This window comes from Frigoribacterium sp. CFBP 13605, assembly GCF_014839405.1.
GTDB lineage: Bacteria > Actinomycetota > Actinomycetes > Actinomycetales > Microbacteriaceae > Frigoribacterium.
The window spans coordinates 11,907-36,703 of record NZ_JACYNS010000020.1 but is presented as its reverse complement, the minus strand read 5'-3'; the positions used below and the strand labels follow the sequence as shown (position 1 = coordinate 36,703).

Annotated in this window: 23 protein-coding genes; 9 read left to right on the top strand and 14 right to left on the bottom strand. The window is 71.5% G+C overall.

Annotation, left to right across the window (positions count from 1 at the left end):
• The 4 genes from IFT36_RS06830 to IFT36_RS06815 all read left to right on the top strand — a co-directional run.
• Window positions 1–273: hypothetical protein (locus IFT36_RS06830; RefSeq protein ID WP_207114212.1), on the top strand; the 273-nt coding region annotated here is incomplete at its 5' end.
• A gap of 92 nt (window positions 274–365) precedes the next feature.
• On the top strand, window positions 366–950 hold the full coding sequence (locus IFT36_RS06825) for a GDSL-type esterase/lipase family protein (RefSeq protein WP_056045795.1): 585 nt from the start codon (window positions 366–368) through the stop codon (window positions 948–950).
• Window positions 951–953: 3 nt separating this feature from the next.
• Complete coding sequence (locus tag IFT36_RS06820) at window positions 954–1,325, top strand: DUF6804 family protein (RefSeq protein ID WP_056045790.1); 372 nt, start codon at window positions 954–956, stop codon at window positions 1,323–1,325.
• A 127-nt stretch (window positions 1,326–1,452) separates the two neighbouring features.
• Window positions 1,453–3,108: a stealth family protein gene (locus IFT36_RS06815; protein WP_235452728.1), complete on the top strand. Its 1,656-nt coding sequence runs from the start codon at window positions 1,453–1,455 to the stop codon at window positions 3,106–3,108.
• Between the two features lie 135 nt (window positions 3,109–3,243).
• Here the strand turns inward: IFT36_RS06815 and IFT36_RS06810 are convergent, their stop codons facing one another.
• A complete protein-coding gene (locus IFT36_RS06810) occupies window positions 3,244–3,720 on the bottom strand; it encodes an NUDIX hydrolase (RefSeq protein WP_056045786.1) in 477 nt (158 codons plus the stop codon).
• A 38-nt stretch (window positions 3,721–3,758) separates the two neighbouring features.
• Here IFT36_RS06810 and IFT36_RS06805 point away from each other — a divergent pair, with 38 nt between their 5' ends.
• A complete protein-coding gene (locus IFT36_RS06805; protein ID WP_200412717.1) occupies window positions 3,759–4,592 on the top strand; it encodes an oxygenase MpaB family protein in 834 nt (277 codons plus the stop codon).
• A gap of 364 nt (window positions 4,593–4,956) precedes the next feature.
• On the opposite strand, the gene IFT36_RS06800 is transcribed toward IFT36_RS06805, so the two are convergent.
• The 4 genes from IFT36_RS06800 to rplU form a co-directional block, all read right to left on the bottom strand.
• Window positions 4,957–5,925 carry a phosphodiesterase gene (locus IFT36_RS06800; RefSeq protein WP_192123421.1) on the bottom strand — a complete coding sequence of 323 codons (969 nt, stop codon included), beginning with the start codon at window positions 5,923–5,925 and terminating at the stop codon, window positions 4,957–4,959.
• 231 nt (window positions 5,926–6,156) lie between these two features.
• Window positions 6,157–7,332 carry an alcohol dehydrogenase catalytic domain-containing protein gene (locus IFT36_RS06795; protein ID WP_200412716.1) on the bottom strand — a complete coding sequence of 392 codons (1,176 nt, stop codon included), beginning with the start codon at window positions 7,330–7,332 and terminating at the stop codon, window positions 6,157–6,159.
• Between the two features lie 124 nt (window positions 7,333–7,456).
• Complete coding sequence (rpmA, locus tag IFT36_RS06790) at window positions 7,457–7,723, bottom strand: 50S ribosomal protein L27 (protein ID WP_043596143.1); 267 nt, start codon at window positions 7,721–7,723, stop codon at window positions 7,457–7,459.
• Between the two features lie 14 nt (window positions 7,724–7,737).
• Window positions 7,738–8,049: a 50S ribosomal protein L21 gene (gene rplU, locus IFT36_RS06785; protein ID WP_054144935.1), complete on the bottom strand. Its 312-nt coding sequence runs from the start codon at window positions 8,047–8,049 to the stop codon at window positions 7,738–7,740.
• Between the two features lie 87 nt (window positions 8,050–8,136).
• Between rplU and IFT36_RS06780 the strand changes: the two genes are divergently transcribed.
• On the top strand, window positions 8,137–8,778 hold the full coding sequence (locus IFT36_RS06780) for a hypothetical protein (RefSeq protein ID WP_056045774.1): 642 nt from the start codon (window positions 8,137–8,139) through the stop codon (window positions 8,776–8,778).
• A 22-nt stretch (window positions 8,779–8,800) separates the two neighbouring features.
• On the opposite strand, the gene IFT36_RS06775 is transcribed toward IFT36_RS06780, so the two are convergent.
• The 4 genes from IFT36_RS06775 to IFT36_RS06760 form a co-directional block, all read right to left on the bottom strand.
• Window positions 8,801–9,211, bottom strand: a complete 411-nt coding sequence (locus IFT36_RS06775; RefSeq protein WP_123570795.1) for a DUF779 domain-containing protein — start codon at window positions 9,209–9,211, stop codon at window positions 8,801–8,803.
• A 92-nt stretch (window positions 9,212–9,303) separates the two neighbouring features.
• Entirely contained in the window at window positions 9,304–10,845 is a 1,542-nt protein-coding gene (exaC, locus tag IFT36_RS06770; protein WP_056045771.1) for an acetaldehyde dehydrogenase ExaC, read from the bottom strand.
• A gap of 94 nt (window positions 10,846–10,939) precedes the next feature.
• Complete coding sequence (locus IFT36_RS06765; protein ID WP_192123452.1) at window positions 10,940–12,181, bottom strand: GAF domain-containing protein; 1,242 nt, start codon at window positions 12,179–12,181, stop codon at window positions 10,940–10,942.
• 230 nt (window positions 12,182–12,411) lie between these two features.
• Window positions 12,412–13,335 carry an NAD-dependent epimerase/dehydratase family protein gene (locus tag IFT36_RS06760; RefSeq protein WP_200412715.1) on the bottom strand — a complete coding sequence of 308 codons (924 nt, stop codon included), beginning with the start codon at window positions 13,333–13,335 and terminating at the stop codon, window positions 12,412–12,414.
• A 125-nt stretch (window positions 13,336–13,460) separates the two neighbouring features.
• On the opposite strand from IFT36_RS06760, the gene IFT36_RS06755 reads away from it, so the two are divergent.
• Window positions 13,461–14,177 carry a TetR/AcrR family transcriptional regulator gene (locus IFT36_RS06755; RefSeq protein WP_200412714.1) on the top strand — a complete coding sequence of 239 codons (717 nt, stop codon included), beginning with the start codon at window positions 13,461–13,463 and terminating at the stop codon, window positions 14,175–14,177.
• A gap of 58 nt (window positions 14,178–14,235) precedes the next feature.
• Here IFT36_RS06755 and IFT36_RS06750 read toward each other — a convergent pair whose 3' ends face one another.
• The 3 genes from IFT36_RS06750 to IFT36_RS06740 form a co-directional block, all read right to left on the bottom strand.
• Window positions 14,236–14,571 (bottom strand): TraR/DksA family transcriptional regulator, encoded by a 336-nt coding sequence (locus IFT36_RS06750; RefSeq protein WP_233568334.1) that lies wholly within the window; start codon window positions 14,569–14,571, stop codon window positions 14,236–14,238.
• An 11-nt stretch (window positions 14,572–14,582) separates the two neighbouring features.
• A complete protein-coding gene (locus IFT36_RS06745; protein WP_200412713.1) occupies window positions 14,583–15,605 on the bottom strand; it encodes a glutathione S-transferase family protein in 1,023 nt (340 codons plus the stop codon).
• Between the two features lie 93 nt (window positions 15,606–15,698).
• On the bottom strand, window positions 15,699–19,151 hold the full coding sequence (locus IFT36_RS06740; protein WP_056045756.1) for a DNA polymerase III subunit alpha: 3,453 nt from the start codon (window positions 19,149–19,151) through the stop codon (window positions 15,699–15,701).
• A gap of 132 nt (window positions 19,152–19,283) precedes the next feature.
• Here IFT36_RS06740 and IFT36_RS06735 point away from each other — a divergent pair, with 132 nt between their 5' ends.
• Together IFT36_RS06735 and IFT36_RS06730 are read left to right on the top strand one after the other, a co-directional pair.
• Window positions 19,284–20,597, top strand: coding sequence for an FUSC family protein (locus tag IFT36_RS06735; RefSeq protein ID WP_200412712.1), 1,314 nt, complete (start codon window positions 19,284–19,286; stop codon window positions 20,595–20,597).
• 200 nt (window positions 20,598–20,797) lie between these two features.
• Entirely contained in the window at window positions 20,798–22,162 is a 1,365-nt protein-coding gene (locus IFT36_RS06730; RefSeq protein WP_200412711.1) for a glucose-6-phosphate dehydrogenase, read from the top strand.
• A 102-nt stretch (window positions 22,163–22,264) separates the two neighbouring features.
• On the opposite strand, the gene IFT36_RS06725 is transcribed toward IFT36_RS06730, so the two are convergent.
• Both IFT36_RS06725 and pnuC read right to left on the bottom strand, forming a co-directional pair.
• Window positions 22,265–24,100, bottom strand: a complete 1,836-nt coding sequence (locus tag IFT36_RS06725; protein WP_307785047.1) for a glycoside hydrolase family 15 protein — start codon at window positions 24,098–24,100, stop codon at window positions 22,265–22,267.
• A complete protein-coding gene (gene pnuC / locus IFT36_RS06720) occupies window positions 24,081–24,764 on the bottom strand; it encodes a nicotinamide riboside transporter PnuC (protein ID WP_159824818.1) in 684 nt (227 codons plus the stop codon). Before pnuC ends, IFT36_RS06725 begins: the two co-directional genes overlap by 20 nt.
• Window positions 24,765–24,797: the final 33 nt, after the last annotated feature.

Here is a 24,797-nt window from a genome sequence, read left to right as displayed (position 1 = left end):
CGCCCGGGCGACCGAGCGGGTGGCCGGTGCCGCGGGCGGGGCCACGACCGACGCGACGGCCGTGGCGTGACCGACCCGCGCCTCCTCGTCCTGACGTCGTCGCCGGTGCCGCTGTACCCGGCGGGCGACGAGGCCATGTCGCCCGTGCCGTTGTGGCTCGGGGTGCTGTTCGGGGTGCTCGTCGTCGTGTCGTCGTTCGTGGTGCTGCTGCCGCGCGTCCGCCACGCGCTCGACCGCGTCTGGTCGAAGAGGCCGCGGCGCTTCCGACAGTGAGGTCGGGGCGGCGCGCACGCGCGCGCCGGTTCGCGGCTCCCAGCGGGTGATGGCACGATGGGGGCACTTCAGCAGACCACCAGGAGGTCGTGATGACACACCGAGAGACCGTCGCCTTCGTCGGCGACAGCTTGACCGAGAACGGCGACTGGGCGGCGTGGTTGCCCGACGAGCAGGTCGTCAACCTGGGCGTCGGGGGCGACACGGTCGCCGGCCTGACGGAACGGCTCCACGACGTCGTGGCCGCGAACCCCGACTCCGTCGTGCTCATGATCGGCACCAACGACTTCACCGCGCGACGCTCGGTCGAACAGGTGGTGCGCGGCATCGAGAACCTCATGGTGGCGATGCGTCGTGAACTGCCCGGGACGCGTCTGCTGCTGCAGTCGATCGCGCCACGGGGGGCGGAGTTCGCACCCCGCCTCAAGGACGCCAACCGCCACCTCCGTCAGTTCTCCTCGACGGTCCGGGCGCAGTGGCTCGACCTCTGGCCCGCCCTCGCCGACGAGTCCGGTGACGCGCTGCGACCCGAGTTCGCCGCCGACCACGTCCACCTCAGCGACGCCGGCTACCAGGCCTGGTTGGGCGAACTGCAGCCGGCCCTCGAGCGCCTGCGTGACGAGCCGCCGATGAGCCGTCCGATCAGCGTCCTCGACGTCGCCTACGACATCGAGTAGGCGGTGCCCACCCCCACCGCCCCCGCGTTCACTCGTCCGGCCCTGGCGCCCGGCCTGATCGCGGCCATCGCCCTGCTGGCCGGCACCGCGTTGCTCGGCTCGGACGTCTTCACGGTGTTCCGGTACGTGGTGTCGATCTTCGCCCTCATCGTCCTCGTCTTCGCCTACCGGGGGCGTGCCTGGTGGGCGCTGCCCCTGCTCGCCGCCGTGGCCGTCCTCTGGAACCCGGTGTTCGTGGTGCCCGTCCAGCCCGACCTCTGGCAGGGGCTGCAGTTCGTGGCCGCGGCGCTCATGATCGCCGTCGGGGTGCTCGTGAAGGTGCCGACCGCCGCCGCGACGACCACGGGGGCGGCCCCGGTCCGAGGCCGCCGCTGACCGTCGTGGGCGGCGGATCCGCCGAGGTGCCTCCGACCCCGTAAAATGCCGAGGGTGCGTCCGCCCGCCCGAGGCCCGCACGGAAGGTTGAGTCTGCATGGCCACGGAGATCCCCGGTACGTCAGAGATGGTCGGCACGTCCGAGAGCCCTCTCCTGACCCCTCGTCACCGAGCCGGTGGTCTCGACCGAGAGGACGTCGTGGTCCGCAAGGGCCAGTTCACGCTCCTCAACGGTCACCTCACGCCCCAGCAGTCGATGATCGAGGACCTGCTCTACATCCGGCGGGTGCTCGACGCCGCCCAGGTGCCCTTCCTGCTCGTGCGCGGCAACGACGTCCGCCCGGTGATCGCCGTCGACACCGTCCACCGTGACCGCTTCACCGCCGCCATGGTCGCGGCTTCGGCCACCGAGCCCTTCTACGCCAAGCCCCGCAAGGGTCAGGCGTCCCTCGTGGTCGAGGGCGGGCTCGAGCTCGAGACGGAGCGGGTCTTCCGCGTCTACCGGCCCCGTGTCGAGCCCATCGGCCGCCTCCGCTACGGCGCGGGCACGGCCGTGCAGGTCGAGTTCTGGATCATCACCGACGACGAGATCCTCGCCCCGACCGAGAACGCGCTGATGCGCACCGAACTGCCCCGTGCCGAGGCCGTCGAACAGACGGTCGAGCGGTACGGCATCGAGTGGCCCACCCTCGAGCACATGTTCGACGACCACGCCACCGACATCACCTTCGACATCGACATCGTCTTCTCGTGGGTCGACGGCAACTCCATCGAGTACCAGCGTGCCCGGGCCGCCCAGGCCAAGCGTCACGTGGTCGGCGAGGGCGACGACTCGGCGGCCCGGTTCCGTCAGATCGACGAACTCAAGTACGCCCTGCGGTCGGTCTACATGTTCGCCCCGTGGGTCCGGAACATCTACATCGCGACCGACTCGCCCGTGCCCGAGTGGTTGGGCGAACACCCCCGCGTCCGCGTCGTGCGCAGCGAGGAGTTCTTCAGCGACCTCTCGATGCTCCCGACGCACAACTCGCAGGCCGTCGAGTCGCAGTTGCACCACATCGAGGGGCTCAGCGAGCACTTCCTGTACTCGAACGACGACATGTTCTTCGGGCGACCCGTCGCGCCGAGCATGTTCTTCTCCCCGGGCTCCGTCACGAAGTTCATCGAGGCCGACACCCGCATCGGGCTCGGGCACAACAACATCGATCGCAGCGGGTTCGAGAACGCCGCGCGGGTCAACCGCCGCCTGCTGCAGCAGCGCTTCGGCCGCGTCCTGACGCGTCACCTCGAGCACACCGCCGCGCCGCTGCGCCGCAGCGTCCTGTTCGAGATGGAGCACGAGTTCGCCGACGAGTTCGCCGCCACGGCCGGCAGCCCCTTCCGTGCGAAGGAGAACATCTCGGTCACCAACTCGCTCTACCACTACTACTCGCTGATGACGGGTCGGGCGATCGTGCAGGAGAACGCGAAGGTCAGCTACATCGACACCACGATGGTGTCGGGGCTGGCGTCGTTGTCCGAGGTGCTGAAGAAACGCGCGTTCGACTTCTTCTGCCTCAACGACGGCAGCTTCCCCGAGGTCACCGACGACGAGCGGACCGCGACGGTCACGGACTTCCTCGAGCGGTACTACCCGTTCCCCGCACCGTGGGAGAAGGACGAGATGCAGCGCGTCGCCCTCGAGAACGCCGAGCAGGACAGGCGGGCACTCGGGGCCGAGGCGGCGCAGTCGGGCGAGGCGACCGGATCGTCGTCCCAGCGGGGGCTCGAAGGGTCGGACTGACGCCGGCCGTACCCGCGTCGCGGGTGTGACGGGCGTCGTCGGTCACCGGTCACCGGCCCCGGGTGCCGATCACTGGCCCCGGGTGTCGACGCCGGGCGCCGGCGCGGTGGCCGTCGCCGTCGTCCGGACGGCCGCTCAGCTCGACGAGGTGCCGAAGCGGGCGGCCTGTTCGCCCGCGAGTGCGGCGTCGAGACGAGAGAGCATGTCCGGGCCCATGGGCGGCAGGGCGTCCAGCCGGAACCACCGGGCCTCGGTGTTCTCGCCGTCCGCAGGGGAGGGCTCGCCCGAGACGTAGCGCATCACGAAGGTGTGGTCGAGGTACTGCGCGCGGTCGCCGTTCGGGTAGACGACCTCGTCGGTCACTCCGATCGAGGCCAGCCGTTCGGGGACGACGTGCAGGTCGGCTTCCTCGAGGGTCTCGCGGACGGCGGCGTCGGCGGGGTGCTCGCCCGGGTCGACGATGCCCGTCACCGGCGTCCAGGCGCCGGTGTCGGCTCGGCGCACCATCAGCGTCTCGTCACCGCGCACCACGACCGCGGTGACGCCGGCGAGCCACAGCGGTGCCGTGCCGATCTTCTCGCGCAGGGACAGGACGAAGTCGGGGGTGGCCATGTCAGCACCCTACCGACGGCCCGCCGTAGGCTGACCGCATGCGACTGCCCTGGACCCTTCACGGCTCGGACGTGCGGCGCATCTCCGACATGGCGGGCGAGTCGCTGCTCCTGGCCGGTGGGGGCAGGGCGATCCTGCTGCAACTCGCGAACCCCGGGGTGGGGCACGGCGTCGCCGAGCACAGCGACTTCGTCGAGCGCCCGCTGTCGCGGCTGCACGGCACCATGACGTACCTCTACGCCATCGTCTTCGGCACCCCGTCCGAGGTGGCCCACGTCCGCCGGGTCGTCGGGCGGGCGCACCGTCCGGTGCACGACGGCGGGTCCTCGTCGGTGCGGTACGACGCGTTCGACCCCGATCTGCAGCTTTGGGTCGCTGCCACGCTCTACGACTCGGCCGTGCAGCTGTTCGAGCGGGTGCACGGGCCGATCGACCCGGCCCACGCCGAGACCGTCTACCAGGACTACGCCCTCGTCGGCACGTCGCTGCAGATGCCGCGAGAGGTGTGGCCGGCCGATGCAGCGGCGTTCCGGCGCTACTGGGACGACGCCGTCGCGCACCTCGTGGTGGACGACGTCACGCGTCGGGTCGCCCACGAGTTGTTGCACCCGACGACGGGGCCGTGGTGGTTGAGAGCGGTGATGCCGCTCGCCCGGCTCGTCACCGCGGGGTCGTTGCCGGATCGAGTCCGTGACGACTTCGGCCTGCCCTGGTCGCCGGCCGTCCAACGCCGCTACGACCGGGTGATGCTCGTCACGGCTGCGGTCGTCCCACATCTGCCACCGCGCCTCCGTCACGTCCTCCGCGACGGGTACCTGCGTAGGCTGCGTGCGGCCATGGCCGCCGAGGCCCGCACCCCCGCCCACGGCTGACCCGGTCCGCCGTCGCCGGCGCCCGGGTCGGCACGTCTGGCTTCCCGTCACGGCGTCCTCGTCCCTCGTCGGCAAATCCTGACTCGCGTCACGGCGATCGCAGGCGGGGGCGTGTCGGCGTCGTTCGAGCGACGTGAAGCAGGAATTGCCGACTCGCGCGGGCCGTGTTCGGGGCGGTCGGTCGTCCTCGGCGTGGCTGCGTCGGGACGGGCGGCGTCGACGGCACCGAGTGGGTCGGCAACTCCTGCTCCGTGCTGCACGACGGGCCAGGGAAGGGGGCACCGGCCGTAGCGCGCAGCATGAGCCAGGAGTTGCCGACGGTGCACGAGACCGGCTGCGGTGGTGCGAGGGCCCGCCCGCCCGGTCAGAGCGTGTCGATCGGCCCCGTCAGCGCGAGGTCACGCGGCACCACGGGCACCGGTGCCGTGTCCGTCGCGCGGTGGCGGGGGGCGGCGGGGGCGATGCGCACGCCAGCGACGGCGAGCCGCTCGGCCACCACGTCGGCCGGCACGTACTCGCCCACGGTCTCGTAGGTGCCGATCGGCACGACCGAGTGCACGACGGTGCCCTCGTAGACGTGCACCAGGTTGAACGCCTGGGCACCGTCGCGGCCGCGGGTTCCGCCGCCGGCGACGTTGAGGTCCTGCGTGTAGCAGGTGGCCGACGCGACCGAGACGGGGACGCCCGCGAAGGTGGCGTTGGTCGAGTAGTGCAGGTGCCCGGCGATGATGGAGCGGACGTCGCTGCCCTCGATCACCTCGGCGAGGGCCGCCTGGTCACGCAGCTCGACGAGGGCCGTCAGGTCTTGCACGCTCGGGACCGGCGGGTGGTGCATGGCGATGATGGTGCCGTCGGGGGCGTCGGTCGAGAGCTCTTCGGCGAGCCAGTCGAGCTGGTCGCCGGACAGACGGCCGAAGTGGTGGCCGGGCACGGTCGTGTCGAGGGTGATGAGGCGCAGGCCGTTGACGTCGTAGACGAGATCGACGGGTCGCTGCGACGGCAGCTGCCCGAAGAGCTCGGACCGGAACGCGCTGCGGTCGTCGTGGTTGCCCATGGCCCAGATCACCTGGGCTCCGAGTCGCTCGGCGACGGGCTCGATCAGGGCGCGGAGCTTGCGGTAGGCGTCCGGCTCGCCCTTGTCGGCGAGGTCGCCCGTGAAGACGATGGCCTCGGGCCGCCCGTCGGACGCCTCGATCTCGTCCATGATCTGACGGAGCCGGGCCTCGCTGTCGACGGCGCCGTAGAGGTCGCGGTCCCCGCCGACGAGGTGCGTGTCGCTGAGGTGCAGGATGAAGTGGTTCGGCCTGGGGTGTTCGGCCGTCCGGAGATCCATGGTTCTCTCAATCGATGTCGCCGACGTGGGCTCGGGACGAGACCCTCGTTGTTGATTCGTCACCAGTCCATCACCCGATTGCCATGAGTGGGGTGAACGTGCGCGCGCGTTTCGGTGAACGGTCGTCGAACAGGCCGCATTCCCGAGCGACGACGCTAGCCCGCCCCACGGGACGACGCGACCCCCAGGAGGCGGGGGTCGCGTCGTCGAGGTCTCTGACGTGTCGAGGCGTCAGGGCTTGAGGACGACCTTGATGCAGCCGTCCTCCTTGTTCTTGAAGACGTCGTACATGGCGGCGGCCTCGGAGAGCGGCACCGGGTGGGTGACGAGGTCCTCGGTGCCGAGCGGGTCGGTCGGGTCCTCGACGAGGGGCATCAGGGTGTCCATCCACTTCTGGACGTTGCACTGGCCCATCTTGATGGTGATCTGCTTGTCGAAGAGCGTGAGGAAGGGCGTGGGGTCGGCCGTGCCGCCGTAGACCCCGCTGAGCGAGACGGTGCCGCCACGGCGCACGATCTCGAAGGCGAGGTGCATGGCGCCGAGGCTGTCGATGCCGGCCTTCTGCATGACGGCCTGGCCGATCGCGTCGGGCAGGGCGGCGGCGAACTTCTGCACGAGGCCGATGCCGGCGTGCTCGTGTGCCTCCATGCCGACGGCGTCGACGACGGAGTCGGGTCCGCGGTCGTCGGTCATGCCCTTGACGACGTCGGCGACGTCCTTCGTCAGGTCGAGGACCTCGACGCCGTGGCGCTCGGCCATGGCGCGACGCTCGGGCACCGGATCGATGCCGATGACGCGGTAGCCGCGGTACTTGCCGATGCGCGACGCGAACTGGCCGACCGGGCCGAGGCCCAGGACGACCAGGGTGCCGCCTTCGGGCACCTGGGCGTACTCGACGCCCTGCCAGGCGGTCGGCAGGATGTCGCTGAGGAAGAGATAGCGCTCGTCGGGCAGGTCGGCGCCGACCTTCACGAGGTTGGCGTCGGCACGCGCGATCCGCAGCTGCTCGGCCTGGCCACCGGGCACCTGGCCGTAGAGCTTGCTGAAGCCGTAGAGGGTGGCGCCCGAGTCGTACTCGGTGACCTGGGTGGTCTCGCACTGCGAGAAGAGCCCGCGGTCGCACATGAAGCAGTGGCCGCACGCGATGACGAAGGGGACGACGACGCGGTCGCCGACCTTGATGCGGCTGACCTCGGAACCGACCTGGGTGACGATGCCCATGGTCTCGTGGCCGAGCACGTCGCCCTTGTCGAGGAACGCGCCCAGGGCGTCGTACAGGTGCAGGTCGCTTCCGCAGATCGCGGCCGACGTGACCTTGATGACCGCGTCGCTCGGGTCGATGATCGTGGGATCGGGGACGTCCTCGACGGAGACGTTGGTGACGGACTGGTACGTGAGTGCCTTCATCGTTCCCGTCTACGCGTCCTCACCCCGTGCCGCCTGGACGAGGGGTACAGCGGGCACGGAAACGCCCCGGGGCGGCCGGGCCTGGGCCCGACCGCCCCGAGGCGGATGACGCGTGTGCTGTCGCCTAGGCGACGGCCGTCGCGGAGGCGACGATGTTGACGACCTTGCGGCCGCCCTTGTTGCCGAACTCGACCGAGCCGGGGGCGAGGGCGAAGAGGGTGTCGTCGCCGCCGCGGCCGACGTTCACGCCGGGGTGGAAGTGGGTGCCGCGCTGGCGGACGATGATCTCGCCGGCGAGGACGACCTGGCCGCCGAAGCGCTTCACGCCGAGGCGCTGTGCGTTCGAGTCACGACCGTTGCGGGTGGACGATGCGCCCTTTTTGTGTGCCATGTGGTGTCAGCCCCTTAGTTGGTGGTGATCGAGGTGATCTTGACGCGGGTCAGGTCGGCACGGAAGCCCATGCGACGCTTGTAGCCGGTCTTGTTCTTGTAGTTCTGGATGACGATCTTCGGGCCGCGCAGGTCGTTCAGGACCTCGCCCTCGACGGTGACCTTGGCCAGGTCGTCGCCCGACAGGATGGTGTCGCCGTCGACGTGCAGGACGGGGACGAACGAGACGGTGTCGGCGGTCGCGGCCTTGAGGCGGTCGACGGTCAGGATCGTGCCGACCTCGACCTTCTCCTGACGGCCACCGGCGCGCACGATTGCGAAAGCCATGGGAACTCCAAAAAGTGGGGGATGTGACGCCCGGACTGCCGGACGACGTCGTGGTGCCATGAAGGCAACTTGGATAGTCTTTCACAAATGTCACGACCGATCAAACTTCGCCGCCCGCCGCAGTTCACGGCCGAGATCGTCGACGACGCCCGCCGGCGACTCCTCGACCTGCTGGACGACCTCGAGACGCTCACCACCGAGCACGCCGACGACATCGAGGTCTGGGGTTCGGCCGTGACGACCGCCGGCTGGGAGATCGCGAGCCTCGGCCAGTGGCTCGGCCTCGAGGGCGAGGCGGTGCTGCTGCTCGGCGGCGCGTCCTACCCCGAGATCGCCGAGCACCAGGGCACCAGCGCCTCGGCCGTGTACGCGCGCGTCGGCCGATCGCTCACCCTCGCGCCCTACGCGCACGCCTCCGGTGCCGACGGTGCGACCACCCGGGTCTCGGCCGAGGGACTCGACCAGGCCCGGGCCGAGTACGACCAGGAGGCGCGGGCCGGCGACCCGACGGACGTCGCCCCGGCGACCGCGCCCGTCGGCGACTCCCTGGCCGACCGCGTGCCCGAGGTGCTGCGGAACGGGGCCCGGCGCACCACCGAGATCGTCGCCGCCCTGCCCGACTACCGCCGGAGCAGCGTGCTCTCGACGCTGAGCGTCCTCGCCCGACAGGGAGTGGTCGACCGGGTGGGGCACGGCGTCTACGCCCTGCCCCACCCGCCGACCGACTGAGTCCCCGGGCGGCGTCGGCCGATCAGGCCGGGGTGTCGCCCACCGCGTCGTCGAGTCCGAACGCCCGCAGCTCGTCGTCGTCCAGCAGTCGTGACCTGATCAGGAACCGCCGGCCTTCCGGGCTCTCGATCGAGAACCCGGCCCCGCGGCCCGGCACGACGTCGATCGTGAGGTGCGTGTACTTCCAGTACTCGAACTGGCTCCGGGACATGTAGACCTCGATCGGGTCGATCCCGTCGACGTGCAGGTCGCCCAGGTGGACGTCGACGGCTCCCACCCGGAAGAACCCGACGGGGTAGCACATCGGCGACGAACCGTCGCAGCAGCCACCCGACTGGTGGAACATCAGCGGGCCGTGCTGCGCCGTCAGGGACACGAGGAACGCCGCCGCCTCGGGGGAGACGTCGACCCGGGAGGGGGTGGCGGCGACCATCCCGGAGGCGGGGGCCGGCGTGACCGCGCCGACCCGCGCCTCCTCGGCTGCTGCCACTGCCGGCGCGGCGGCGGCCGTCTGCTCGGGCGTCATCAGAAGAAGCCCATCGGACCGTCCGCGTAGCTGACCAGCAGGTTCTTGGTCTGCTGGTAGTGGTCGAGCATCATCTTGTGGTTCTCGCGACCGATGCCGGACTGCTTGTAGCCGCCGAACGCCGCCCCGGCGGGGTACTGGTGGTACGTGTTCGACCAGACGCGACCGGCCTGGATGTCGCGGCCGGCCCGGTAGAGCTGGGCACCGTTGCGGCTCCAGACGCCGGCACCGAGACCGTAGAGGGTGTCGTTGGCGATCTTGATGGCGTCGTCGTAGTCGCTGAAGCTCGTCAGGGACAGGACGGGGCCGAAGATCTCCTCCTGGAAGATCCGCATCGAGTTGCGGCCCTCGAAGATCGTCGGGTTGACGTAGTAGCCGCCGGTCAGGTCGCCGCCCAGGTCGGCCCGGTCGCCGCCGAGCAACAGCGTCGCGCCTTCCTGTTTGCCGATGTCCATGTAGCTCAGGATCTTCTCGAGCTGGTCGTTGGACGCCTGGGCGCCGATCATGGTGTCCATCGAGAGCGGGTCGCCCTGCTTGACCTTCTTCACCCGCTCGACGCCGTCGGCGGTGAACTGGTCGTAGATCGACTGCTGCACGAGCGCCCGGCTCGGGCAGGTGCACACCTCGCCCGAGTTCAGGTTGAAGAACGAGAAGCCCTCGAGGGCCTTGTCGTAGAAGTCGTCCCGTTCGTCGGCGACGTCGGCGAAGAAGACGTTCGGGCTCTTGCCGCCGAGCTCGAGCGTCACCGGGATGAGGTTCTCGCTCGCCATCTGCATGATCAGGCGCCCGGTGGTGGTCTCGCCGGTGAACGCGATCTTGCGGATGTTCGGGTGGCTCGCCAGGGGGGCGCCGGCCTCGACGCCGAAGCCGTTGACGATGTTGAGCACCCCGGCGGGCAGGAGGTCCTTGACGAGGTCCATGAAGACGTGGATCGACGCGGGGGTCTGCTCGGCCGGCTTGAGGACGACGCAGTTGCCGGCGGCGAGGGCGGGGGCGAGCTTCCACACGGCCATCAGCAGCGGGAAGTTCCAGGGGATGATCTGGCCGACCACGCCGAGCGGTTCGTGGAAGTGGTAGGCGACGGTGTCGGCGTCGATCTCGCCGGTCGAACCCTCCTGCGCCCGGATCGCCCCGGCGAAGTAGCGGAAGTGGTCGATCGCGAGCGGGACGTCGGCGGCGAGGGCCTCACGGATGGGCTTGCCGTTGTCCCAGGTCTCGGCGACGGCGAGCATCTCGAGGTTCGCCTCCATGACGTCGGCGATCCTGTTGAGGATCAGCGCGCGTTGGGCGATCGTCGTCTTCTTCCACGAGTCGAACGCGCGCCAGGCGGCCTCGACCGCCTTGTCGACGTCCGCGGCGTTGCCCCGGGCGACCTCCGTGAAGACCTTGCCGTTCACCGGGCTCGGGTTCTCGAAGTACTGCCCGCTCGCCGGGGCGACGTACTCGCCGCCGATGAAGTGGTCGTAGCGGGGCTTGAAGGCCACCTTCGCGTCGGGCCGTCCCGGCGCGGCGTAGGTGTTCGGGGGAGTGGTGACGGTCATGACGGTCCCTTTCGACGACGGTGTCGGGTCGGTGGCGGGGGTCGCCCGCCGCTGGCGGCAGGCTACGTCGGGCGGGGTTGCATCCGGTTGCGCGTCAGTCCCGGCCACCGAGCGCCTCGAGGTGCGCGACCAGGTGCGTCCGCCGGGGCGATCCCGGCGGAAGCCGACGCAGCAGCTCGAGCAGCACGCGCACGTCGTCGCGACCCGCGTCCGACTCGGAGTAGGACACGAGGCTCTCGATCGACCCGCCGGTGAGCAGCGCGTCCCGGACGGTCGCCGCGACCTCGACCCGCAGCGCCACGACGCCGGGTGCCGTGGACGAGGGCAGCGCCGGGCCGGTGTCGGCTCGCACGGCGGCGCGGTGGGCACCGCGGTCGACGAGTCCGACGAGCGCGTCGAGGTCGAGGGCCACCGGGCGGGGCAGGCGGTACGGGCGCGACAGGGGGACCAGCGTGGGGTCGAGGGCCTCGACGACGTGCCGCAGGCGCACCATCTCGGGGCGCAGGGTGGACACCGCGTCGACGTCGCCGTAGACCGCGTCGGCCAATTCGTGAGCGGTGTACCCGGCGGTCCGGTGGGCGAGCAGGGTCATGATCTCGGAGTGCCGGGCACCCAGCGCGATGCGGCCGTCCCCGACCGTGAGGACGGCTTCGTCACGGCCCAGGGTCGTCAGGCCGGCGGGGGAGCCCGGACCGGGTCGGACCGGCCGCCGGGGGGTGCGGGTCGGGACGCGATCGACCGCGGCCAACCCCAGGAGCGCGAGGTGCGCCTCCACGGCCGCGACGGTCGCCGTGACCAGGGGCAGCGTCAACGAGCCGGCTGCTCGCTCGTCTCCCGTGATGTCGACGACTCCGATGACGTGCCCGTCGACGGGATCGTGGACCGGGACGGCCGTGCAGCTCCAGGCCCGCACGCGGTGGTTCCAGTGCTCGTCGCCGCGGATCTGCACGCCCCGGTCGAGCACGAGGGCGGTGCCGGGGGCCGAGGTGCCGACCCGCGACTCCGACCAGCCCGCACCGGCGACGAACAGCATGTCCTCGGCCCGGCGGCGGGCCGCGTGGTCGCCCTCGACCCAGAGCAGGCGTCCGTGCTCGTCGCCCAGCGCGACGAGCAGTCCCGAGCCCGAGACGTCGTCCGTGAGCAGACGACGCACCACGGGCAGCGCGAGCGCCAACGGGTGGTCCCGACGCCAGTCGTCGAGGTCGTCCTCGGGCAGCTCGAGTCGGGGCAGGCCGTCGGGATCGAGCCGGTGCCGTGAGGCGCGGTCCCACGAGTCGCGCACCACCCGGCGCTGCGGCCCGACGTCGCGGGGCGGACGGCTCGCGGTCAGCGTCATGGAGCACCAATCGTCGTCGATCGGGGCGAGTCGGCCGTCGTGCGGCGTCGTCGCCGGGGTGCTGTCAGCGTACGGCGGCGTGCGGCCGTCGGGGAAGGGCGGCGCGTGGGGGTCTGCTGTGACCTCGGGGAACCGTCCGTCCCGTCGGCAACTCCTGCTTCCCGTCGCGCCGTCGCGGGAAGCCCCGGGGGCAGGGGCCGTCGTCGTGCGCGGGCGACAGGAGTCAGGAGTCACCGACGCACGGCGTCGCGGGCGGCCGCGATCGTCGCGTCCAGCGCCTCGGGCCACGGGGTCGGTCCGATCTCGAGCAGGCGTTCGCTCTCGGACGAGTCCACGACGAAGGGCGAGTCGAACTGGTGCTGCATCGCCCTCACCTCGCGGAGGAACGGCACCGTGCGGGTCAGGCCGGCCCACAGCAGCGGGTTCCACGGGCGGACGCGACCGGTCAGGCCGTACCGGCGCCGCGCCTCCTCGGCGATCGCGACCCGTGAGGCGTGGGTGGCGTGCGGCGTCAGCCAAGCGCGTCCCCACTCGTCGCGGTCGATGGCGGCCACGAGGGTCGAGACGACGTCGGGCAGGTACGCCCAGGCGTGCGGCTGGCTCACGTCGCCGACCGCGTGGGCGGTGCGGCCCGCGACGAGCGGCCCGAAGAAGTCGCTGCCGAGGTGGGCGTTGCGCCCGGCGCCGGGCCCGAAGTAGTCGCTCGCGCGCACCTCGACGGCCCGGACGCCGCGGTCGGCCGCGGCGAGGAGCCGCTGCCAGCTGTCGGCGCGCACCCTGCCCTTCCCCTCGGCGGAGGCGAGGGGCGTGTGTTCGGTCATCGGCTCGGACACCGGCCCGTGGCCGTAGAGGTTGCCCATCAGCACGATGCGCGCCCCTGTGGTGACGGCCGTCTCGATCAGGGCCGTGGTGATGGCCGGCCACTCGACGCCCCAGGCGGGGTAGGGCGGGTTCGAACAGACCACGATCGTGTCGACGCCGTGGGCCGCGTTCGTCAGGGCGGCGGCGTCCTTGGCGTCGAGCGTGAACGGGGCGGCCCCGGCGATCGCGGTGCCGCGGCGGGTGGCGACGCGCACGGTGTCGCCCCGCTCGGCGAGGCGGCGGACGAGGGGGGTGCCGATGGCTCCGGCTCCGACGACGAGATGGGTGGGCATGGGGTCCTCCTGGGGGCGATGAGCGAGAGCGGTGCTCTCGGATCTGACCCTAGGGTCGGGCGGCCCGATACGCAAGAGCGGTGCTCTCGTTTGTGTCGCGTGCTCTCGGGCGACAGGATCGGGGCATGACCACGAACGCAGGGGACGACGGACGCTCCCGGACCGTCGGGGGCGTCCGCGAGCGGGCACGAACCGAGATCGTCGAGCGCGCCCTCGCCTCGGCCCACCGGCAGCTGGCCGAGGTGGGAGCGGCCGCCCTCTCGGTGCGCGCCGTCGCGCGCGACCTGGGCATGGCGTCGTCGGCGATCTACCGGTACTTCCCGAGCCGCGACGCCCTGCTGACCCGCCTGATCACCGACGCCTACGTCGACCTCGCCGAGGCCGCCCGTCGGGCCGAGCAGGCCGTCGACCGGGCCGACCACCAGGAGCGGTTCCGCGCGACGGCCCGTGCAACCCGTCGCTGGGCGATCGCCGACCCGCACCGCTACGCTCTGCTCTACGGCTCACCGGTCCCCGGGTACGCGGCCCCCGTCGACACCGTCGAACCGGCGATCGCGGTGGGGCTGCTCCTGCTCGGGGCGGTCGACGACGCGGCGGCGAGCGGAGCCACGTTGCGGGCGATGCCCGTGCGGGCCGGCCTGGCCGACGAGTTCACGCAGCTCGCCCAGGGCCTCGGGGCGTCGATCGCCCCCGGCGTGCTGGCCGCGGGCATCACCGCCTGGACGGCCCTCTACGGGCATCTCAGCTTCGAGCTCTTCGGTCACCTCACCAACGTCGTCACCGACCGCGACGCCTGGTTCGAGTCGTTCCTCGACGAGCAGATCGGTCGCATCTGGGGCTGACGCCCCCGCCGACGCCCCCGCTGAGGGCGCGGGACGGGGCACCGGCAGGAGGCGCGGGTCAGCTCGCGCAGTCGATGCAGAGCCGGGCGGTGGGTCGCGCCTCGAGCCGCGCCTCGCCGATCCGGGCCGCACATCGCTCGCAGCGCCCGAAGGTGCCGTCGGCGAGCCGGGCCAGGGCGGCCTCGGCGTCGGCGGCGCGTTCGAGGGCCGACCGCCGGACGGCGTCGAGCTGCGACCGTTCGTAGGCGATCGTGGACCCCTCGGGGTCGTGCTCGTCGTCGACGTTGGCTCCCTCGCGGGCCGCGGCCACCGCCTCCATGTCCCCGAGCAGTCGCGCGGCAAGCGCCAGGGCCTCGTCGCGTGTGGTGCGCAACCGGTCCGAGGGATCGAGCACGAGGCGGTGCCTCAGGCCCCGACGAGCGCCGGCACCTCTTCGCCCGCGCGGGGCGGTGCCGGGGGAGTGCCGTCGCCGAAGGGGCGGCCACCGAGCTGCTCGCGCCCGTGGTCGGTGAGCCATCCCGAGGCGTCCGGACCGACCGGGACGATGCCCGTGGGGTTGATGTCCGAGTGCACGACGTAGTAGTGCGCCTTGATCTGGTCGAAGTCGATCGTGTCGCCGAACCCGGGGGTCTGGAACAGGTCGCGGGCGTAGGCCCAGAGCACCGGCATCTCGCTGAGCTTGTTCCGGTTGCACTTGAAGTGCCCGTGGTAGACGGCGTCGAACCGGGCGAGCGTGGTGAACAGCCGGATGTCGGCCTCGGTGATGGTGTCGCCCACGAGGTAGCGCTGACCGGCCAGTCGCTCGGACAACCAGTCGAGCCGCTCGAAGAGGGTGCGGTAGGCCCGCTCGTAGCTCTTCTGCGACCCGGCGAAACCGGCGCGGTAGACCCCGTTGTTGACGTCGTGGAAGACCACGGCGTTCACCTCGTCGATCTCGCCGCGGAGGGCCTCGGGGTAGAGGTCGGGGGCGCCCTCACGGTGGTGGGCGGTCCACTCGGTCGCGAAGTCGAGGGTGATCTGGGGGAAGTCGTTCGTGACGACCTTGCCGCTCGGCACGTCGACGATCGCCGGCACGGTGATGCCGCGCGGGTAATCGGGCGTGCGGGCGAAGAACGCCTCTTGGAGGCGTTCGATGCCGAGGACGGGGTCACGACCGTCGGGGTCGAGGTCGAAGGTCCAGCTGCGGGCGTCGTGCGTGGGGCCGGGCAAGCCGAGCGAGATCGCGTCCTCCAGCCCGAGCAGGCGTCGCGAGATGACGCTGCGGTTCGCCCAAGGACAGGCCCGGGCGGCGACCAGGCGGTAGCGACCGGCCTCGACCGGCCACCCGTCGACGGCATCGCGCGTGATGCGGTCCTCGATGTAGTTGGTGTCGCGGGTGTACTCCTGACCCGGTTCGACGTAGCTGCCCTTGACCTGCTGATCGCTCATGTCGCCACCCTACGCACGGGGTGTCGGCAATTCCTGGCTGCTGCGACGTGCAGGGACGAGCGGCGGCCCCGGCCGCCGTGGTGGCGACACGGGTCAGGAGTTGCCGACGGCCAGGGACGAGGAGGCGCGGGCCGCGTTCCAGTCGCGCCACATCGCCTTGAGGTCCCACGCGTTCTCGGCCTCGAGCGAGATGCCGCGCTCGCCGGTGCGACGCGTGCGTCCCTGGATCACCATCAGCTGTGTGCCGAACAGCAGCGAGCCGGCGCGGGCCTGGGCCTCCTCGAAGAACGTGGAGTCGGAGCAGCCGCTGCCGTCGTCGAGGCTGATGAAGACCACGCGTTTGCCGCTGCGCATCGGCGGGGTCTGGGTCGCGATGCGGATGCCCGCCACGAGCACGGTCGTGCCGTTCCAGTGGTCGCGCAGGTCGGCGGCGCGCACCACGCCCAGGTCGTCGAGCATGGGCCGGTAGCTCTCGATCACGTGTTCGCTGACCTCCATCGAGAGGATGTCGAGCTCGTCGGCGACCCGCTGCCGGGCGTCGACGTCGGGCGTGCCGGTCGGCACCGTGTCGGAGTCGTCGATCGAGAAGTCGAGCTGGTTCTCGACGTCGGTGGCCTTCGGGCGCGACGACCGGCCGGTGAGCGCTCGCACCCGCGCCAGGACGTCGCCGCGGGTGCGGCCTGGCCCGGCGACCGAGTCGAGCGCCCCGACCTGCGCCAGGCGCTCGAAGAGCGATCGGGACGGCGTCGCCCGCTGCCAGAAGTCGGTGATCGAGTCGTAGGGACGGTTCACGACCACCCGGGCCAGCTCGGCGTCGCTGATGCCGTGCACGTCGGCCAGCGACAGCCGCAGACCGAGGTCGCCGACCCGGGTCGGCGCGATCGGGGTCGCCGGCGGCCGGAGGCGCTCGACCCGGTAGACGTCGGTCGAGGCGTTGACGTCGAGCGGCAGCACGGGGACGCCCATGCGTCGCGCCTCGGTCAGCAGCAACCGCTTCGGGTACATGCCCGGGTCGTGGGTGAGGACGCCCGCCAGGAACTCGGCCGGGTAGTGGGTCTTCAACCACGCGCTCTGGTAGGTCGGCAGGGCGAACGCGGCCCCGTGGGCCTTGCAGAAGCCGAACGACCCGAACCCCTTGAGCGCGGCCCAGATCCGGTCGACCGCGGCGTCGTCGAAGCGTCGCCTCCCGGTCGCGGGGTCGAGGTTGCCGCGGGTGCGCTCGCGGAAGGTGGCCTCGAGCGCGTCGTCGTCGCCCTTGCCCATGTGCCGTCGGATCTCGTCGGCCTCGGCGAGCGACACCTGCATGGTCGCCTCGAGGATGCGCAGCACGTGCTCGTGGTAGATGACCACCCCGTAGCTGTCGTCGAGGAACGACGCGAAGCTCGGGTGCAGGTAGTCGGGCTGTTGGAATCCGTGCTTGGTGTCGAGGAACGGCGCGATCATGTTGCCCTTCATCGGGCCGGGCCGGAACAGCGAGATGTCGGCGATGAGGTCTTCGTAGCGGTCGGGCTGCATCTTGCCGATCAGCTCGCGCTGACCGGGGCTCTCGATCTGGAACATGCCGAGCGTGTGGGTGGTGCGGATCGCCTCGAAGGTGGGCTCGTCGTCGTGCGGGATCTCGTCGAGCTCGATCCGACCCTGGCGGTTCACGTAGGGCACGTCGACGGGCAGGGCTCCGGCGAGGGCGGCACGGGGGCCGTTGACGCGTTCGATCTCGTCGAGGGCGTAGGCGAGCGAGCTCTGCATGCGGACGCCGAGGACGTCCAGCTTGAGCAGGCCGGCGTCGTTCATGTCGTACTTGTCGAACTGGCTCATCGGCAGGCCGATGCCGCTGGGCTGGACGGGGGTCGTGCTGAGCAGGTCGGAGTCGCCGAGGATGACCCCGCACGGGTGCATCGAGATGTGCCGGGGCAGACGGTCGAGCCGTTCGCTGAGGTCGACGAGCAGGTCGATCTGGTCGTTGCTCCGGGCGAGTTCGGCGATCTCGCGCAGCTCGGGTTTCTCGGCCATCGCCGTGCGCAGGTCTCGGGCGTTCGACCGCCAGACGTTCTTGGCCACGAGGTCGATCTGCTCGTCGTCGAGGCCCAGCGCGAGACCGGCGTCGCGCACCGCCCCGCGTCCGCGGTAGGTGGACTGCATCGACATGAGCGTGACCCGGTTGCTGCCGTACCGGTCGAAGATCGCCCGGTAGACCTCGTGCCGCCGCGCCGCCTCGACGTCGATGTCGATGTCGGGCAGGGTCTCGCGCTTGTTGCCGAGGAACCGTTCGAACAGCAGGTCGTGCTCGATCGGGTCGACGTTCGAGATGCGCAGCAGGTAGGTGACGAGGCTGCCCGCCCCCGATCCCCGCGCCGCGTTGCGCACCCGCAGGTCGCGCATCAGTGCGGAGACGTCGGCCACGGTGAGGAAGTACCCGGCGAAGCCGAACCCGGTGATGATGCCGAGTTCGTAGCGCATGCGGTCCTCGACCTTGTCGCGCAGGGCACGGTCGGCGTCGCCGAAGCGTTCGGTGACGCCGGCCTGGGCCTGCCGGAACAGCGCCTGGTCGGGGTCGCCGTCGACGCCGATCGCACTGAGCTCCGGCACCTTCGGGCGGCCCCAGCCGAGGTCGGCGACGGGGTCGAGTCGGCACCGGTCGGCCAGGCGTTCGGTGGCTGCGAGCATCTCGTCGCCGACGCTGCGGGGCAACGACGAGGCGTCGCTCACCAGACGGGCCAGTCGGCGCATGTCGGCGGGGCGTTTGAGGTAGGCCTGGGCGTTCGGTTGGGGCCGGAACGAGCCGAGGGCGGCCAGGTGCCCTGCCGAGTCGAGCACGTCGGCCGTGACGGCCTCGTCGGGATCGAGGTACCGCACGGCGTTCGTGAGCACGGCCGGCACCCCGACGTGGTCGGCCAACTCGAGCATGCGGGCGGCGTGCCGGATGCTGCGGCTCTCGCCCGGCTCGGTCAGGTGGCAGACCACCTCGACCACCACGCCGCCCGGCAGCGTCGCCGCCCAGTCGGCGAGCGACGCCGCGGCCTCGCTGTGACGCCCCGCCTGGACCAGCCGGCCCACGTCGGAGTCGGGCCCCAGCAGCACGGTCGCCGCCGGCTCGGTCTCGCCCTGGACGAAGCCCCTCACCCGGGACCGGGCGATGGTCGCCACGCTGTTGGCACTGCCGCTGGCGCGGCGGGTGGCCCGACCGTGGGACGCGCTGATCAGCCGGCACAGCGCCGCCCACCCCGCCTTCGCCGGCCCGCCGCCCCGCGCCCCGTGCGCCAGCACCACGATGCGGTCGACCCCGCCGACGGCCCCGCCTCCGACGGCACCACCGTCCACGAACCCCTCGCGGTCGTCCCGGCAGCCCAGCTCGACCCCGACGATCGGGTCGACGCCCGCCGTCCGGCAGGCCCCGACGTGCCGGATCGCCCCGTACAGCCCGTCCCGGTCGGTGATCGCCGCCGCGTCGGCACCCGCCGCGACGGCGGCGTCGACGAGCGCCTTCGGGTGCGCCGTGCCGTGGTGGGCGCTGAACGCCGACGCGACGCGCAGGTGGGTGAAGCTCATGGTCGGTACCTCGGGCTGCTGAACCCCCGGCCGGGTCGTTCGAACAGGTGTTCGACCAGTGTACGTCGCTCCGATCGGCCGTCGCACCCCGTGGCCCGTCCCTCGGGTCCCACGGCCTGTCATCATCGGGGCATGTCCGATCGACGCCCCACCCCGACCGATCGAGGCCCCGCCTCGCCCGATCGACGGTCCGCCCTGCGTCGCGACGCCCGCACCGCGACCCACTGGACCCGCGTCCTGCTGGCCCAACCGCGCCTCCTGCTCGCCGTGAAGACGGCCCTCGCCGCGGCCCTCGCCTACTGGATCGCGCCGCAGGTGCCCGGCGTCGCCGCCGACTACCCGTACTACGCGCCGCTCGGCGCCGTGATCGCGATGTACCCGACCATCAAGAGCTCGCTGCGACAGGGGTTCCAGGTGCTGGTCGGCGTGGTCGTCGGCATCGCCCTCGCCACGGCGGTCTTCTCGCTGCAGGACGGTCGGCCCGGCGTGTTGGCGGTGGCGCTCGTCGTCGGGGTCGGCGTGCTCGTGGCCGGCATCCGCTGGCTCGGCGCCGGTCGTGACTGGGTGCTCACGGCCGGGTTGTTCGTGCTGCTGCTCGGCGGCGCGAACGCCGAGGCCTACTCGCTGGGCTACATCGTGCAGATCGGCGTCGGCGTCGTCGTCGGCGTCGTCGTCAACCTGGTGCTCGTGCCGCCGCTCTACGCCTCGCGCGCCGAGGAGCGCCTCCTCCGGGTGAAGGACTCGCTGGCCGACCGGGCCGACGAGGTCGCCGGCGTGTTCGAGACCCCCTGGCCCCTCGAGGACGACGAATGGGAGCGTCGCGTGGGCGTCCTGCCGAGCACCCTCCGCCGCGTCCGCGAGACCGTCGCGTACGCGGACGAGTCCCGTCGCATGAACCCGCGGTGGTTGCTCCGCCGCCGCGACCTCGGCCAGGAGTACGCGGATCTCGCCACGTACGAGCGCGTCTCGTTCCACCTGCAGGACGTCGCCGAGGTCTCGGGCATCCTCGGTCGCCGGATCGGCCGGCAGATCGGCATGCCCGACGACCTCGCGCCCGACGTCGCCCACGCCGTGCACGGCGTCGCCACCGTCATCCGACGCCACGGGGCCGACGACGTCGACGCGTTCACCGACGCCCGGCGACGCGTCGCCGACCTCTGGGACGCCGTCGACCGCCACCGGGACCGCCCGACCACGGACACGAGCGGCGGCGTCTCGATCGCCGTCTCGCTCGGACGCATCATCGCCGCGCTCGACCCCGACGACACCACCGCGCCCCGCCCCGAGGACGACGCCGCCGAGGAGGGGCGCGCGGCCGACGACGACGACACCGGCGGCCGGGTGGGCGGCACCGACAGCACGGGGCCGGTCGACGACGACAGCGCACCCCGCGACACCGCACCGCACGACACCGTGCAGGACGGCGAGGCCGACGACGGTCGCTGACCCCGATACGGCGCTCACCCTCCGGGAGCAGTACGGTTGACCGGGCACCGGCGCCGAGACGCGACCCGTGCCCTCCGCGGCCGGGGCGGTCGACGGGAATGTCCGTCCCCCCTGTGCGTTGACACCCGTGGCCCCGAGAACCCCCGCCGCCTGATCGACCAGCGACGACACGATCGTCGCCCTCCCACGAAAGCTGCACTGTGACAGACACCACCACCCTCATCATCCTCGGAGCCAGCGGAGACCTCACCGAGCGTCTGCTGCTCCCCGGCCTCGCGAGCCTGCTCAAGAGCGACCGCGGCGTCGACGTCCAGCTCATCGGCACCGGCCGCAGCGAGCGCAGCCCCGAAGAGTGGGACGACGTCGTGAAGACCGCCTTCAACGGCGACGCCGGCAGCGACCTCGCCAAGAAGACGCTGGCGTCGAGCCGGTACCTCCAGGGCGACCCGACCACGGTCGAGCACCTGAAGGCCCTGTTCGAGGCCAGCGAGGGCACGCCGGTCATGTACTTCGCCCTGCCTCCCGCCATCAGCACCAAGGTGATCCAGGCGCTCGCCGAGATCGACCTGCCCGACGGCCTGCGCCTCGCCCTCGAGAAGCCGTTCGGCTCGGACGAAGAGAGCGCCCGCGAGCTCAACGCCGAACTCCTCAAGATCGTCCCCGAGGAGCGCATCCACCGCACCGACCACTTCCTCGGTCGCGCGACGGTCCTCAACATGATCGGCCTGCGCTTCGCCAACCGCCTCTTCGAACCGGTCTGGAACAGCGAGAACATCGAGAAGGTCGAGATCTTCTACGACGAGGTCCTCGGCCTCGAGGGTCGCGCCCAGTACTACGACAAGGCCGGCGCGCTGATCGACATGATCCAGAGCCACCTGCTGCAGGTGCTCGCCGTCATCGCGATGGACGCCCCGTCGAGCATCGACTCGGTCGAGCTGCGCAGCGAGATCGCCCGCGTCCTGCGCGCCACCTGGGTCAAGGGCGCCGACCCGGTCGCCTCGAGCCGTCGCGCCCAGTACGCGGCCGGCACGATCGACGGCAAGGACGTCCCCGCCTACGCCGACGAGGACGGCGTCGACAACGAGCGCCAGACCGAGACCCTCGCCGAGGTCGAGTTCGAGGTCAAGACCCGTCGCTGGGCGGGCGTGCCGTTCATCCTGCGTTCGGGCAAGGGCATGACCAAGATCCGCAAAGAGGTGCTCATCACCTTCAAGCCGGTCCCCGCGCTTCCCGAGGGCCTCAACGGTTCGTCGACGCCCGACACGCTCCGAATCGAGATCAGCCCCGAGACGATGGAGCTCGGCGTCACCACGAACGGCTCGGGCAACCCGTTCGACCTCGAGAAGTCGACGATGTCGGTCACCCTGGGCAAGCCCGAGCTCACGCCCTACGGCGAGGTGCTCAGCGGCATCTTCCACGACGACCCGACGCTCTCGATCCGCGGCGACGTCGCCGAGCGCTGCTGGGCGATCGTCGCTCCCGTGATCGAGGCCTGGAAGGCCGACCAGGTGCCGCTCGACACCTACGCCGCCGGGTCGACCGGTCCGTCGGACTGGCCCGCCTGATCCTGGTCGCCCACTCCTGACCGGCAGACCTCGACGGCCGCCCCGCTCTCGCGAGCAGGGCGGCCGTCGTCGCGTCCGGCAGCCGAGGAGGCGCGGGTCGGGTCACCCGCGGTCGTGCGCCTTCCCGATCGCGTCGGCCGCGCGCACCAGCGCCAGGTGCGACAACGCCTGCGGGGTGTTGCCGACGTGGCGTCCCGTCGCGACCTCGATCTCCTCCGAGAGCATCCCGACGTCGTTGCAGTAGCCGACCAGCCGGTCCATCAGGGCGACGGCGTCGTCGACGCGCCCCGAGGCGGCGTACTGCTCGGCCAGCCAGAACGAGCAGGTCAAGAACGGGTTCTCCGCCCCGTCCAGGCCGTCGATGCCGCTCTCGGTGCGGTAACGCATGAGCAGGCCGTCCTCCAGCAGATCGTGCTCGATGGCGGCGACGGTGCCGAGCATCCGCGGGTCGTCGGCGGCGACGAAGCCGACCTGCGGCAGCTGCAGCAGGGACGCGTCGACCTCGGTCGTGCCGTAGTGCTGGGTGAAGGAGGCGCGGTCGGCGTTCCAGCCGCGGGTCTCGATCTCGGTGCGCACCTCGTCACGCAGCCGGCGCCACCGGTCGACGGGGCCGTCGAGGCCGAACTGCTCGATGCCCTTGATGGCCCGGTCCAGAGCGGCCCAGATCATCACCCTCGAGTGGGTGAAGTGCTGCAACTCGCCGCGGATCTCCCAGATGCCGTTGTCGGGCCGGGTCCAGTTGTCCTCGACGTACTGCATGAGGGCACGCTGCAGGGGCCACGAGTACTCGCTCTCCTCGACGCCGAGCAGGCGGGCTTCGTGCAGGGCCACCATCACCTCTCCGAAGATGTCGCCCTGGTACTGCTGGTACGCGGCGTTCCCGATGCGCACCGGTGAGGCCCCGTCGTAGCCGGGCAGATGCCCGAGTTCGCTCTCGTGCAGGTACCGCTCGCCGGCCAGGCCGTACATGATCTGCACGTCGGCGGGGTCCCCGGCGATGGCACGCAGCAGCCAGCCGCGCCACCGGTCGGCCTCCTCGGCGTATCCGTGCAGGATGAGCGCCTGCAGCGTCATCGACGCGTCACGCAGCCACACGTAGCGGTAGTCCCAGTTGCGCGAGCCGCCGAACCGTTCGGGCAGGCTCGTGGTCGCCGCGGCGACGATGCCTCCGGTGTCCTCGTTGGTGAGGGCTCGGAGGATCAGGAGAGACCGGTGCACCTCGGGGGCGTAGGCCTCGGGGGCCGAGCAGCGTGAGGCCCACTCCTGCCACCAGGCGACGGTCTCGTCGATGCCGGCCGGCACGTCGAGGGGCGCCGGCGGTTCGCGATGGGACGGGTACCAGGTGAGGCTGAGGTCGACCGTCTCGCCGGGGGAGACGTCGAACGTCGCCTCGTGCGTGTGGTCGGTGGCCGTCAGCCGGGGCCCGCGGACCACGACGGCGTCGGGCCCGGCCGTGGCGACGAGTGCCGTCTCGTCGCCCTCGGGGATCTGCCGCACCCAGGGGAGGGCCGTCCCGTAGCCGAACCGAATCGCGAGGTCCACGTGCATCGAGACGGTGCCCGAGACCCCGGTCACCCGGCGGACGACGTCGGCCCGCCGGTCGCCGTAGGGCATGAGGTCGGTGACCTCGACCACGCCGGTGGGCGTCGTCCAGCGGGTGACGAGCACGAAGGTGTCGTCGACGTATCGCCGGGTCGAGGTGGCGGCGGCGTCGGAGGGGGCCACGAGCCAGCGTCCGGCGTCGTGGTCGCCGAGCAGGGCACCGAAGGTCGACGCGGAGTCGAAGCGGGGGAGGCAGAGCCAGTCGATGCTGCCGTCGGAGCCGACGAGGCCTCCGGTGTGCAGGTCGCCGATCAGTGCGTAGTTCTCGATGGGCAGGGGCATGCGCTCATCAAACCAGCGCGCACCGGGGCCGGGATCAGCGTTGCAGCGTCGGATCGGGCCAGAGCGTCTCGACCTTGGGCTTCTGCCGCCGGGTGCGAGCCCAGACGACGAACCCCGCGAGCGTGAAGGCGCCGTAGAAGACGTACATGAACGCCGACGCGTAGTAGCCGGCGCTGAACAACAGGGGAGTGCCGACGAGGTCGACCGCGACCCAGATCAACCAGAACTCGACCCAGCCCTTGGCCATGCCGTAGGTGGCGAGGAGCGACCCGGTGAAGATCCAGGCGTCGGCCCACACGGGTTCGTACGACCCCAGCAGGCGGAACAGGGGGGTCAACGCGGCGGTGCCGCCGACGAGGACGACGACGATCAGCACCCGGTTCTTCCACCCCGCCCAGCGGGGCTCGACGGCCGCGCCGCCGGCGTCGTCGGCGTGCTTCCAGCGGTACCAGCCGTAGATCGACACCACGATGAACATCACCTGGCGTGCGGCCTGCCCGAGCAGGTTCACCGGGTTGGGGGTGTCGAACACCGCGCCGAGGAAGACGGTGAACAGCAGCGCGTTGCCCACGATGCCGATCGGCCAGGCCCAGACCTTGCGCCTCATGCCGCCGAGGGCACTGAGCAGGCCGAAGACGTTGCCCACCACCTCGCGCCAGAGGATCGTCTGGTCGCCGATGTGCACCTGCGCGTCGAACAACCACAGCAACGGATTCATCGGGAGGCTCTCTTCGGTCGGGGAGGCGGGTGG